General features: G+C 41.8%; 6 protein-coding genes. All 6 read left to right on the forward strand.

The features are described 5' to 3' along the window. Window positions 1-54: 54 nt before the first annotated feature. Entirely contained in the window at window positions 55-1116 is a 1062-nt protein-coding gene (locus AB1L17_RS09140; RefSeq protein WP_412844286.1) for a restriction endonuclease-related protein, read from the forward strand. Continuing rightward, window positions 1113-4229 carry a pPIWI_RE_Z domain-containing protein gene (locus AB1L17_RS09145; RefSeq protein WP_412844287.1) on the forward strand — a complete coding sequence of 1039 codons (3117 nt, stop codon included), beginning with the start codon at window positions 1113-1115 and terminating at the stop codon, window positions 4227-4229. Before AB1L17_RS09140 ends, AB1L17_RS09145 begins: the two co-directional genes overlap by 4 nt. Then, the gene (locus AB1L17_RS09150; RefSeq protein ID WP_412844288.1) at window positions 4195-6675 is read left to right on the forward strand and encodes a pPIWI_RE module domain-containing protein; all 2481 of its coding nucleotides are present in this window, start codon (window positions 4195-4197) and stop codon (window positions 6673-6675) included. Before AB1L17_RS09145 ends, AB1L17_RS09150 begins: the two co-directional genes overlap by 35 nt. Window positions 6676-6794: 119 nt before the next feature. Beyond that, window positions 6795-7745 (forward strand): helix-turn-helix transcriptional regulator, encoded by a 951-nt coding sequence (locus tag AB1L17_RS09155; RefSeq protein WP_122960167.1) that lies wholly within the window; start codon window positions 6795-6797, stop codon window positions 7743-7745. 533 nt (window positions 7746-8278) lie between these two features. Continuing rightward, the gene (locus AB1L17_RS09160; RefSeq protein ID WP_412844289.1) at window positions 8279-11188 is read left to right on the forward strand and encodes a PD-(D/E)XK nuclease family protein; all 2910 of its coding nucleotides are present in this window, start codon (window positions 8279-8281) and stop codon (window positions 11186-11188) included. Next, window positions 11181-14417 (forward strand): UvrD-helicase domain-containing protein, encoded by a 3237-nt coding sequence (locus tag AB1L17_RS09165; protein ID WP_412844290.1) that lies wholly within the window; start codon window positions 11181-11183, stop codon window positions 14415-14417. Before AB1L17_RS09160 ends, AB1L17_RS09165 begins: the two co-directional genes overlap by 8 nt. Window positions 14418-14511 lie beyond the last annotated feature (94 nt).

Consider the following 14511-nt stretch of genomic DNA (forward strand, 5'->3'; position numbering starts at 1 on the left):
CGTCAATAGGTTAAGTCACAATTATTGTTAAGTACTTTCGAGGAGTGTGGCCCATTGAATAAAATTCAAAATATGCTTTATTACATTATCAGCGGGTTACAGAAATGGCCAAATAACTATGCGCAAATCCCGGATGAGCTTCACAAGGGAATGCTTATGTTTATACAAGAAGCTGCAAGATCAGGAGGTGAGGTTCCTACTGATTTGAATAGGCTAATTCAAATTTTACATAAGCCATCAAATGAATGGGGAATTCAGGGATTAATAGAGTATTATCCAGGTGAAGCACCAATGATTGAAGAGTTCATTGGGATCACTCCTGATGCAGAAGATTTTATAAATACATATATATCTCCTGATGAAGCACAACAGAGGAATATGTTTGCAATCTTACAATTCTGTAGAGATGAAAGTCGTAAACTGCAGACAGAGTATACACAAATCCGTACATTTTTGTCGAAGCCTCAAAATGCTGTATTATCTTCATTCCAACTTGCTCAATTCGCTGAATCCTTTCGTGACAGTGAATTGAGTACTCTTGTTCGACAATGCTTTGAAGAGGTAACTCCATTTCTGGTTAATTATCGTAAATGCCCGCATTGTGGATGGACACTTGAATATAAGCATGATCAATGGCGCTGCAATAAAGAAAATATTTGTAAATCATTGTCTGATTGGAAAATGGTAGACCAGTTCGACTTCAAAAATGAACGTGTTTATCGATTGCTTCCTGGTATACAGAGATATGTGTTATTACCTGGGATCTCTGAAACGAAGCTTGCTGTTTACTTAAAGCGGAAAGGGTATAGAGTAGAGTTATTCCCCAATGTTGATGAATATGATCTTGCAGTCTCACTGAACAACAACAGGATATTTCTTGACGTAAAAGATTTCAAAGATCCAAGAACACTAGCAAACTTCTTCAACCAAAAATCACCAATGTATTTGGAGAAGTATGGCCATCAAGTATACGTTGTTATTCCTAGATATCGAAATGAGTTATTCCCCTTCTACGGCAAGCGGGCGTCAGTACTTCTAAAAGAAGACACGAAGAAATTTATTAGAATAATTATGGAAAATGAAGTGGAAAAAATGTTGAAGAAGGTGCTCCAATGAGAAAAACGTTTTGGGATTTAACTGAGCAAATAAATAAAGAGTTTTTCTCTCTAGAGCTTTCAAAAGCCAATATATCAACATTAATAAGCATGGAAATATTCATTACGGGCTGCCTTTTGATTGACCCGTTACTTGATATTGATCAGGCCTGGTCAGTTTTAGTTGGTTATGATGAACCAATCTTAAAGAAAATAGAGCGTAAGGATATCGTAGTCCGTCTTAGAATATTATTTCCTGAGTTAAGGAGTGAGAAGATACTGGCTCGTCGGATTGAGTCTTATCGATTTATTAATAAGAAATATCGTTTGTTTGATATTGATGTAGACGGAAAGACAAACAAGCAGGTTCCGCAATTTTTGATTAATAGGGATACCATTTACGAACAGATACTAAATAATCCAATTCCAAGAAAAACCAATGACATACCTTTTGCAATTCAAGGAAAGTACGAATATTTAAGAATTGTAAGAGGAGGGATACCTCAAAACTTCCATGGAAGTATCCCGGAAGCATTAATTACTACTGAGAAGCGTTTATTGCCTTCCTATCGTGAAAAAAAGAAGCTTAGTCTAGATTTACCTTTTAACGGGCTTTCATTAGCCAAGGAAATGGATGAAATAGTGGGTGAATCTTCAGCTTGGCAGAAAAGAGCAAGTTCAGTTTTGCTAGAGTCTATAGATTGGGCTAATGAGTTTGTATACAAAGGAAACCAGCATATTGGCGGTGCATTGGGGGCAGGGAAATCAACATTTATGCTTATGGAGACGTACCGCCTTGTGAAGCGGGAAGGTGCCCGTATTGCATTTATAGAAGGCAGCGTTTCCCAAGTGATTGAGCGTGTTAAAATTCTCAGAGAGTTAGGTATCAATGCCGTACCGATCATTGGCAAATCATCAAGGAAGTTGCATCAAGAAAACTTTTTATTTGCGAACTCTAGCGAGATCGTTGAAATTAGTGACTGGTCTAAGGACCCATTTCAGGCTTTAAAACATCTATCAGACACTTGTGTAATTAAGGCACTTTCTGAAGATTACGAGCGAAACAATAATTATCCCTGCACTCAGCTAAAACAAGACAATAAATCAGTGAAGTGCCCATTGGCTAATCATTGCGGAGTTTATAACGATCTCTCTCTACTTGCTGAGGCCGATGTATGGGTGGCTACGTCTGCAAGTGTTCTCAAAACAAGAATACCGGCCATGATTGATCCGTTCGAACGAACTATTTATGAAGCAATGTACGACTTGATGGATATCGTATTTGTAGATGAAGCGGATGAAGTTCAAAAGCAATTCGATGAGACGTTTTTATCGGAATATAATGTTTTTGGAAATATAGAGGATATCTTCGAACAGTTGTTAAACGAGTCCAATCAGTTGACCAGTGGACGGTATGGTCAATTTGCCGGTGATCCAGTAGTGAATGAGTGGAAGGATAAACTTCGTCAATTGGATCAAATGATTTGGAGAATCTATAACAAGCTTGATCACACTCATATGCTTCGTAAAAATATAAGCCGTAATCTTATTAGGGTAGCTGCTCTTGCAGATTCATTAAGCGAGAAGATCTCTGACAATGTGGCTGCGCAAAAGAAAATACGCAAATCTCTGATGAATTATGCAAGTGAACCGTATCAAGATCCTACCCTATCCAGCATTGTTGACAAGTTAATTGAAACGGAAAATATCGAAGCTAAACAAAAGCTGCTTACTAAAATTACATCGAAGCTGCTAAAAGGAACAATTCAGCCGCGGGTAAACCGGGATTTATTTTATGCCCAGTTGGAGTTCTTTATATATTTAAGCAGGGCGGAAGAATGTGTTAAATTCATTCTGACTTCATTTGCTATGATTCAAGCAAAGCTTGGGATGTCTGCAGATTTTTCGCCGTTGTTTACCATGCAAAAAGATTACCAACCGTTCATGAAAGAAGCCATGACAGGCACAATGATAGGATATAAATATGACATGAAAGACGGGGATGTAACAGGATCATTTAAATTAGTTGAATATGCGGGAGTAGGCAGATTGTTGTTGCATGATTGGCACCGAGTTTATGAAGATTCTGATCAAAAACAAGGGCCAGCGCTTATTTTTTTATCCGGTACTAGCTATGCTCCTGACTCTGCACATTATCACTTAAATACAGGTTCAAAATGGATACTCAAAGCAGATAGAGTACCCTCCGAAATTAAAATGATTTTCAAGCCAACTCTTAATTCTCGTCATGACGGATTCTTGGAAATCTCAGGAGTTCGAAATGAAGAGACTAGAAGCAGCAATTTGTTTGAAATGGTACAGCAACTTAAAATCGATATTCAATACGAATTAAATCATTGGAAAAGTATGGGGTCTGCCAGGAGAGTTCTCTTAGTAATAAATTCTTACGACGATGTTGCAACTGTCGGGAGGGCATTTCGTGGTGATCATGATTGGGGAGGCAGGTATAAGATTCTATCAAGGGAAAGAAACCGTGAGAGTGATCAATTTCCAAGATCAATGATTGAATCATTTCATAAAGAGAAGGCAGAAGTATTGGTAGTTCCCCTTTTGTCAGTAGGTAGAGGTTATAACATATTGGATCAAAATGGGGAAGCGTTATTCGGATCGGTCTTTTTCCTAGTGCGCCCTTATCCTATTCCTAACGATATGAATTACATGGTTCAAACTCTACACGCTTATTTGCCAAACTATTTGGAACGTCTAATGGGACAAAGTATCCACTACGATAAGGCCATGTCGAAATTACGTCAAATTAGTAGTGCTAAGTTCGAAACGATGTATAAAAAACCTGATTTTTGGTCGATCTTGAGTGATTCTGAAAGACTAATTATGGCATGGTTTACTTTTGTACCGATATGGCAAATGATCGGACGGTTATTGCGCGGAGGCAAGGATGCCAGAGTATTCTATTGCGATTTGAAATTTAATGCCAAACCTGAAGGAAAACCAGAAGGAATGTCTATGCTGGATAGCTGGGCAGCGATTATGAAGAAGCATAAAAAAGATCCTTTGTTTGAGAGCTTGTATGGCCCCTTTATTCAGGGAATAAATAGTTTGAATCTGGAGGTGCATTGTGATGAAGAAGATGGAGCTGTTTGCGCTGGAAATTGATGAATCATTGTTTTACAACGAAACCATTTATTACATGAAAATGCCGGAAAGCTGGCGTAATTTTTTTAATAGAGAGCGAACAGATCGATTTAAGCTTGCCTATAAAGTAGAACCTTTAGGAAAGAAGCTTAGAAGCATGTTTCCTGAAATAATCAGCGTTCATTCTGACAACAAGGTGCTGCTTCATGATCGTCCGTGGCTGATATCAACAAAACCTATTCCTGAGTTATATATTAGACAACTGACTCTTGGATGGTTGGCTCATTTAAAGGGATATTCGATTCCTGAATTACCGCAAGATATAATAGATTCGGATCCTGCTTGGGTATCCTGCACTTTCGGTGATATCCATGAAATTGTTGATAGCTATCAATGGGTTCCCGGTATGGCTGCAATAAAGTTTTGCCAAGATCCAAAGCTCCTTGATCTAGGGAAGGACCTGCGTGAAGAGCTGAAATTCTATCATGTTATTTTTAATGGTAAGCATGAGTGCATTTCCAATCCGCTTCAAAAGTCCAATCGTCATGATCCTTTTTCTTATGTGATTCGGCTTGAATTAAAGACCCGTGGAGGAGATACTGGTCGAACTATATTAACCGTGTCTATGGGGACAAGAAGGTATTTAAGCAAAGAACAAATTAAAGATGGAATATGTTTCATGAGATTCGGCCATTCCTGTTCGGTTCTTGTAACCGTTAAAAATCCGTATGAAACGGACATGGGCAGATCTTTTTCCCAATTGAAATTTGAGAGGTGCACTAGAAGTAAATCCTCTTTTACGGCCTGGGAAAGTGCTTTAGACGGATTGTATTGGGACGTGTTAAATGGGGAGGCATTCGAGTCGGATTCGTTGCTAGTAAATCCAATTGTCTATTTTGATGGAAATGGAGAAGTTACTGCTTACGTCGTAAATAACAATCTTTTTAAAGGTAACAGTGTAAAAGCAGGAATTGGCCTTTCTGAAAAAAGTGGCCTGTTTCATTTGATCAAGTGCTTTTTAGTAGACTTTGGTGCAAAAGAGCTCCAGCTTATCCCTGATATTACTCGTCGGGAGATGAATGACAGTCGCTTTCCAATGGTTGCTCCTAATGTAGAAAGACTAACTATCGAAATCTATAGTTCGGTAAAGATGTTTGAAAAGGTCATTGAAGTATTAACTACAGCGCAAAAATCAATTGATATTGATCCGGTTGTTATCATTGATAAACTTTCTGATTCCCTCTTTAGGCTCAATTGTGATAAAGAGGTTATTGTTGAACTTGTTCATTGCAATCCCGAAGGAATCGTCGCTGAACTAGAGATAGACAAATACAAGGATAAATCACTTGCACAGAGCAAACGTATTAATCAGATTTCCAAGCAGTTATCCAAAGCAAAGCAAATTAACAATCCGGTCTTAGGACTCGTGGAGATAGATGAAAAGAATAAATGGAGAGAAGGCACTGATCCTAAGAAGGCCGTTAGAGAAGGAATGAAAAAAGCGGGACGTCTCACTCAGTTCATCTATCCATTAACCGATGATGAGACGGGGGATATATCTCGAATTATTAATGCTGCATTGGATCTCTTCAATGATTACGGACTGTTTAGTGGTAATGTGAATAAAATCAATGTTCCTGGAACGTTGTTATCAATCACTGTCTTGAAAGCAGGCAATAAATATTTACCTGCAATTTCAAGATTAATCGGTACTGATCTAAGTATAAAGATGTTAGGCCACGATTCTTGGATGTCCTTACAGGATGCAGCACTGAAAATGGATGATTCCAAATTCCTTGATAATCCACGTAAAGAAAATCGAAGCAGTGAAGTATTTGATGCATTTATCACAAAAGTGATCGAAAATGAATTAGATCGATGTGAGGGACAATTTGTTGTATTGGTGAATGCTACCTTAAGGAACAATTGGATGCGATCAATTGGTAATACCAAAATACAATGGGATCGAACTCCTGTTATCAATGAACGCCTGTCCAATGAATCTCGATTAAAGTTTATTCGCATCAATGCAACAGACGATGTCCCTCAGTATCGGATTATTATTAATGATGTATGGAATGAATTTAATAAGGCATCAGGAATTTTTAAAGATTCTATCGGTGCGTACTATGGTGTAGGCGGAAGACCAAGTGCTTGGAAAGGAATTGCTAATGATGCAACTAAGTTTTCATCGCCGTCGAAGCTTTTGCTTCAGCAAAGGGCTGTTGAATACATTCCCTTAGGAGCAAAGGACAAAAATGAAATGGATGACCTAGCAATTCTAGCGGATCATTTAAGACGATTAGGATTGACTTATGATAAGCACACTATTCTTCCGCATACGATGCGTGTCCTGAACTCTTTATCAAAATACATAACCGGTAATGAAGACGATTATGATTACGATGCTGAGTTTGATGAAGAAGTGGAAGTGGAGTCAGAGGAAGGCATGGTAGAGGTAAAATAGAAAATGTTACCGCATTAATAGCGAACAAGATACATAGGCAACGAGCAGGAAGGAAAGGACTGGATATTGGCGAAATATAAACTTTATTGAACTGGCTACTAATAATGAGGGGAATTGCCATGATCGATAAAGTTATCCGTATCTTTAACATTATAAACGCTATTCAAGCAAATCCCGGAATTTCCGCAACTGACCTAGCTCAGAAATGCGACGTGAATATCCGAACCATTTATAGGGATCTGGATATTCTCAGCCTAATAGCACCTGTCACCAACGAAGGTAGAGGCACTGGGTATCGTTTTTTAGGTAAGTTTTTTTTGTACCCTCTTAACTTCACTGAACAGGAAGCTCTAGCATTTTCATTGTTACCTTCCGTATTAGATATCGATAATTTACCGCCTGGCTTTGAGACTGCATATGATAAAGTGATGGGAACGCATCGTAAGGAGAAATCACAGCAAAACAGAATTATTGAGGATATAGCTGGCATTATTCAGATGGGAACACCCGCTTATCGCCAAGAAAGCCAAAATTTCCTGCAGCCAATCATACAAGCGATCTTAGAGGAAAGAACAATCGACAGCGTTTATCATACTCAATACCGTAATACAACCACTGAGCGTAAAATTGATCCCTATTACCTCGTGCCACGTGATCAACGGTTCTACTTGATTGGTTATTGCCATTTGAAAAAAGAAATTCGTACGTTTCGAATCAGCCGCTTTCTGAAGATTGATCCTACAACTCAGTCATTTGACAAAGGAGACTTCAATATAAAGAAGTATCTGAAAAACACATGGTCGATTGAACAGGGAGATAAGAATATTACTTTCAAAGTGCGTTTTAATGCAGCAGTTGCTCGCTATATCAAAGAAGAGGAACTGTTTGTCCATCCACGTATGAAAGATCAGAAAGACGGTAGTATGATTTTCGAAGTCACGGTAAATAACGAAAAAGAATTCATCAGATGGATTTTGCAATATGGACCTGCAGCAGAAATTCTAGAACCACAGTCCGTTCGCTCTTCATTGAAGGAACAATTAAATGAGTGGAAACAAATGTATCATTAATTAACGTGCGAAGGCTCTTTGAAAAGGGTCTTCTTTTTTTATTTTTTGAGACGAACGAATATTCGCTGACAGGCTCATGTCATGATCACAGATGCATGATGTAGTTAGAAGAATTGGACGATCAAGTGAGAATGCTACAACATAAATCAAGTCAAATTACATGCCACCAAGCATTATATGAAAGAGGAAGTAACGACCATATGGCATATTACGATTTCCAACAACTTTTACGCAGGGAAGCTAGTATAGAGATGAGTTTATTGGTGTGGAAGGGCAGCCCAGCAGTTTATTTGTACCGAGCCTATTGGCGATACGAACTCGATGACTTAAGAGGACAGATGATACTTATCACATGCTTAGGAATTCTGGAGTTCATAAGCTTGAGTAAATGGGTGACGCACGAAAAAAACAATCGAACTAAAAGAAGGTGCCTCAAATACAAGGAAAAAAGTTAACAGTAAATAAAATGACAATTAGGGAGGATATGGATAGACTTCCTCGAAATACAGAAAGAGTCGGAAGGAGTGGGTCCAATGAACCATAGATGGCTGGTAGATCTGGATGAAATTTGCAAAAGGGATCCTTTTCAAAGAAAGATTCTTCTCGCAGATAGTCACAATCAGGCAGAACAATGGTTAGCTCGAGTAACAAGAGAATGCGGCCCACTGCTAGGAGTAGAAACGGAGACATTACAGTCACTTGTTGTAAAACGCACCAAGTTGGAGCTAATAAGCCGAGGATTTCAACTGTTAAATAGCGAGCAAACGTTTTGGATCGTGCAAAACTTGATGCTCAGTCTATCTAATCAAATGGAGGACTATATTCCTGGTGAAATGGTGACACCTGGTATCGTAAAAAGCTTCCATCAGGCAATAGAGGATCTTCGCTTAGCGGGTATCCACTCATACGATCTCTCCCATAATCATTTTGATACCGTAAAAAAAGGAATCTATATTATTGAACTGCTTAAAATGTATGAAGAATGGCTGAAGCAAAATCGTTGCACAGATTTTGTGGGATTATTGAACTATCTGCCGGAATCAAATGATGCTGTCCATCATGATCTCTTCATCATGCGGGATGTTGATAGGCTACCTCCAGTAAAGTTGGAAATGGTAAGGCGTATTGCAGGAAGCGAGTTAGTTGTGCTGAGACCGGCACCTCCTTTTCCAAGGTCTTTGGAAGACACGGACAGTCACCACATCCATTTATTTCGAGCTGCAGGTAACCTTGCCGAAATTCGTGAAGTATTCCGACGTATTTGTCATCAGCAAATTCCCTTTGACCAGACGGAGATCATTGTTTCTGATTATGCAGCTTATTATACAGCGATTTATACGTTAAGCCAGGTACTCGATATTCCCTGTACATTTTCCAAAGGGCTACCTGTCTCTTGCACGAAGACCGGGAAAGCGGCGCTTGTGTATCTCGAATGGCTGGAATCCAACTATGACGTGGATTGTCTTCTCAAGGGACTGCGACATGGTTATCTGTCCTTCCGTCATTTCGGTGAGTCAATTACAACGTCTGATCTCATACGTGCATTGGAGAAAAGCGGAATCGGTTGGGGAAGAGAGCGGTATTCCATACTGAAAAACTCAACAGTACACACAGACGACGAGTTAACCGATGAAATGGACGAGTTATTAGGAAAAATATTTACGGCTCTCTTTGAAAAACTTCCAGATTCACAGGATGAATCGTGGACTCCATTGACGATTCTTTATGCTTTGATTGATTTTCTCAAAAGGTGTAGCAATCTATTCAGTGAGATAGACAATAAAGTTCTTCATGCACTCCATGATCAGGCACAACTACTGGAAATGGTATCTCCTCATTCTCTTTCAAATGAAAGTTCGCTACGGTATGTGAAAGAAATGGTAGAGAACATCCGTATCAATCATGATGGGCCTAGCCCCGGAAAACTACATATTTCTTCTCTTCAGGATGGTGGTCAATCGGGCAGGACCCACACTTTCGTGATGGGCATGAGTAATAATGCATGGTCCACACAGTCTCGACAAGACCCTGTGCTATTAGACGAGGAACGTCGCCGTATTGGTGGCCTGTCGCTTTCTGCAGAGCAAGCGGAGTATATCTATCGTGAACGTGCCGCGCGCCTTGGTATGCTCTCGGGAACAGTGACATTTAGCTATACCAGCTATGATCCAACAGACCAAAAGGAAATGAGTCCAGCTTACGAACTCCTACAGGTCGCCCGGATCGTATCAGGTGATTTTCATATGGATATGACAGGACTCGAGCACGTCCTAGGAAAAACGATAGGCTACTTCTCGATTGGCAAACAAGGGGAATATCTTTTGGATGGGACGGACCGTTGGCTGGATCGATTGACAGATAACGGGATTGTACAAAATGGTTATCCTTCTCTGCAACAGGCTTTTCGCTCTGTCTTTTGTTTAGAACGATCTAAATCACAGGTAAATGACAATGTATTATCTGAATACGAGGGAATTATTCAAACAGATGTCTTCTCTGTCAGTTATCGGAATAATCCGGAGGTGCATCTCAGTGTCACACAGTTAGAGCGATACGCCGAATGTCCCAAGAAGTTTTTCTTCTCTACCGTATTGAGTGTCAGAATGAAAGATACTACGAGTTTCGACCGTACCCGTTGGTTGGATGCTGCAAGCAGGGGGAGTTTGCTTCATCGCATCTTTTGCCTCTATTTGGATGAGATGTCCCAGTCTACTCCTAGTGGCGATTCACTTATCCATCATGAACACAGACTCCAGGAAATCACCGAGCAGACAATTAGAGAATACCAAGCTCTCGTACCGCCACCTAGCCCCCATATTTTTCAGAAGGAATGTGAATCTATTCGCAGAGATGTAGCGATATTCTACCAGATGGAACAACAGCATAGTGGACGGCCACGTTATTTTGAGCTGGAGCTATCGAAAGAGGGCGAACCGATGGAAGTCAACTTAGGTAACGGTCTTGTGATCAGGATGAAGGGATTCGTTGATAGGGTGGATGAGCTCGGGCCACACACATACAAAATATACGATTACAAGACTGGAAGTCCGTCCAAGTTTGACGTGAATGAGTACTTTTCACAGGGTAAGCAGCTCCAGCATGCGATCTATGCAGTAGCGGTTGAGCAGTGGCTTCGAGAAACGGGAATCGACACAGAGGCAAATGTGGTAGAGGCATCTTATTACTTTCCAACTGAGCGAGGGAAGGCAGAAGAAGTCTCTCGCATTCAAAACCGGAGAACAGAGCTATCTGAGTTGGTCGAGCATCTGTTGACTTCTATAGAAACAGGAACGTATGTAGCGACAAAAGAGACAAAAAGGTGCACCTACTGTGATTACCGTAGCGTTTGCGGTAATGAATCGGATCGAGCTAAGGAAAAATGGGATTTGGCAGAGAATGCCCCGCGACTTCACAGTTTAAAGGAGGTTGAGCGTTTTGCATGACGATCAGAGAGCAAGAGAGCGTATAGCAAATGCCCTAGACCAGACGTTTTTAGTAGAAGCGGGAGCAGGGTCCGGGAAGACGACATCACTGGTCGGAAGAATGATCGCTTTGATTGAGACTGGAAGTGCAGTGGCTGAGCAAATCGCAGCTATTACTTTTACACGAAAAGCAGCAGACGAACTGAAGAGTAGATTTAGATTAGAGCTGGAGCGAAAGATTCGTACTGCGCAAGAATCGCAACGCCAATGGCTGCAACAAGCGTTACAGGATATAGACCGTTGTTACATCGGAACGATTCATTCCTTTTGTGGCAGATTGTTGAGAGAAAGACCGATTGAAGCCAGACTCGATCCCATGTTCCGTGAGCTAGAAGAAGAGGAAGTCTCAGTGTTGCGTGATCAGTGTTGGGATGAATACTTGATGGGATTGATCGAAAGTGGTCAGGAGGCAAGTATAGCAGAGCTGTTGTCACTTCAGGTAAACGTGGAAGATTTGCGCCAGGTTTACAGACGGATGTGCGAGTACACGGATGTTAAGATTGAGACATCTCCCATTCCTAGACCAGATTTTAACCTGATCCGACTTTCACTGCCGCCAATGATGGAAGAAGCAAGTCGCTACATTCCGACCACGAAGCCGACTCAGGGGTGGGATGCCTTGCAATCGCTGGTACGAGACGGGTCTCGGGTGGTTGCTTTACACGGACTTCAAGACGATATGCGGATTCTGCAGCTGGCACTGTTATATGATCGGAAAATCGATGCAACCTTAAACAGGTGGACAGACAAGGAAATGGCTAAAGCGTTTAAAGTACAGTTTCAAGAGTGGCAAAACCGCGTTCTGTACCCGTTTCTACGCGCGTGGCGAGAATATTTGTATCCACAGTTAATTGATTTCGTACGACCAGCAGTTGAGTACGGTGCACGCAGACGCAGAGAAATGGGCTTGCTTGATTTTCAGGATTTACTGATGCGAGCAACAGCTTTACTACGCGAACATATAGACGTGAGGCGATATTTCGCTGAAAGATATACGCGCTTGTTTGTCGATGAGTTCCAGGATACCGATCCGATACAGGCTGAGCTCATGTTTCTGCTGACAGGTGAGGATCCGAATGAATCAGACTGGCGACGTACCACGCCAAAACCAGGCTCTCTTTTTGTGGTAGGCGATCCCAAGCAGTCTATTTACCGGTTCCGCCGTGCAGATATTTCCACCTACAATTGGGTAAAAAACAAGATCAGGTCATGCGGTGAAGTTCTTCAACTTACGGCAAACTTCCGCTCCGTTCACGCAATCGGTCAGTTTGTGAAAGATGAATTTTCCAATCGGTTTCCACAGAGTGAGACGGAGCATCAAGCAGGATTTGTAAGAATGGAGACGAAAATCGATAACCCGAATTACGATGCCTTGCACGGTGTATACACGATCACTCACGCGAGGATGTCTGGGGGTAAGGCGGTAATTGCAGAGACAGATGCAGACCGAATAGCGCGATACATTGCTTGGGCTTGTAAGGGTCAACTCAAAATTCAGGAAAAGCAATCTAGAGTTGACGGAAACTATGTCCTGCGAGACGCATCTCCAGGTGATTTTCTGGTTCTTTTGAAACGTAGAGAGTTTCTCCACCTCTATGCGGAAAAATTGGAGGAGTATGGTGTCCCCTCTATCGCTACGGGAAGCACCACGATGTATGAGGAAATAGGCGCTCTTTCTTTACTAGCATGTAGTTTGAACGACTCAGGAGATCGAATAGCCCTGCTTGCTGTACTGAAGGGAATGTTTTTTTCCGTCAGCGATAATGCGCTATTCCATTACAAAATGGAAGGGTTTCCGATTTCCTATACCTACCTGCCGGATCCGGACGAGGTATCAGAGGTAGCATCGCCGGTATACGAGGCACTGGAAAAACTCAGGGAATATGCACGTGTTATCCGGGAGCTACCGGCGTTGTCTGCTTTGATTCACATCATGGAAGATCTAGGAATGATCCCACTAGCTGCCGTTCGACCGACCGGTAGGGCACGCGCAGGAACGCTAATCAAGCTCTTGCATGTGTTACAAAAAGATAACCGCATCGTGACAAGCTGGCCTGAACTTTGTTCACGTCTGCTGCAGATGGCGGAGGAAGCGAAGATCGAAGGCGGGGATTTGTTCGCTGGTCAACAGGATGCTGTCCGCATTATGAACCTCCATAAAGCAAAAGGGCTTGAAGCGCCTGTGGTCCTTTTGGCTTGTCCATGTGGGGAATCCGACCATGATGCTACGGAGCACGTAGATCGATCAGATAATCCTGCTCGAGGCTATTTCAGTATTACGCGGAGAATGCTATTTCAGGAAGAAATGATTGCTCATCCGCCTGGCTGGATAGAGCTCACAGAAAAAGAGCGGTTGTACTTGAATGCGGAGAAGGAACGGTTGCTATACGTTGCGGCTACCCGTGCGAAGCAACTTATGATTATCAGTAGATACCCAGATAAACCAGCGATTGATCCCTGGAGTAGTTTTGAGAGCGGTATCCTGGAAGGGGTTGAGTTAGAGGTTCCTGAGATGTCTCCCGTGTTGCGTTCTGATTACGATGTGGTTCATGACGAGGCAGCAGATGAAGCGGTGAGCCGTGAATGGAGAAACCGACTGGCACAGTCGACGTACAAGACGACTTCCGTGACAGAGCTAGCAAAAACCGGAGCACAACAACCACCTAGACCAGTTAAAGGTAGAGGAATGGCGTTTGGAAGCACAGTGCATCGTTGTGTTGAATTGCTTGGTTCGGGTAAAAAGCTAGATGAGCTAGAGTCGCAAATTCGGATGATTGGTGAAGAAGAAGGCATGGATGCCGACTTTATTCCAGATGTTCGGAAAATGCTGCAAGCGGTAGTGGAGCATCCTCTATGGAGACGTTCTCTTATGGCAAAACGTAGAATTCATGAGTTACCCTTGAGGACGGTTCGTACGGATGTAGGCGTAGAAGGTGCGACAGAGAAAATAGTATTGCTAAAGGGTGTTATCGACTTCTTGTTTGAGGAAGAGGATGGATGGGTGATTGTCGATTTTAAGACGGATGTGTACGAGGATGGTCAACAACAGGCATTTGTTGACTTCTATCGGCCACAGGTTGCGATGTATGCAGAAGAGCTGGAACGGGCCTTTGGTTTGCGTGTGAAAGAGGTAGGACTGTATTTTTTGGATGGGAATGAGTATCTATCCCTACAAAGAGAAGTAAGTTAACGTAGATTCAGGTCTGCACCAGTACAAGGAAGCAAGTTTATACCCTTTCTATGTTAAAATAAAGTGATTGTGCTGCGAGGTGTATGACAATCCT

This window comes from Brevibacillus jepli (assembly GCF_047229145.1).
In the GTDB taxonomy this organism is placed as follows: Bacteria; Bacillota; Bacilli; order Brevibacillales; family Brevibacillaceae; genus Brevibacillus.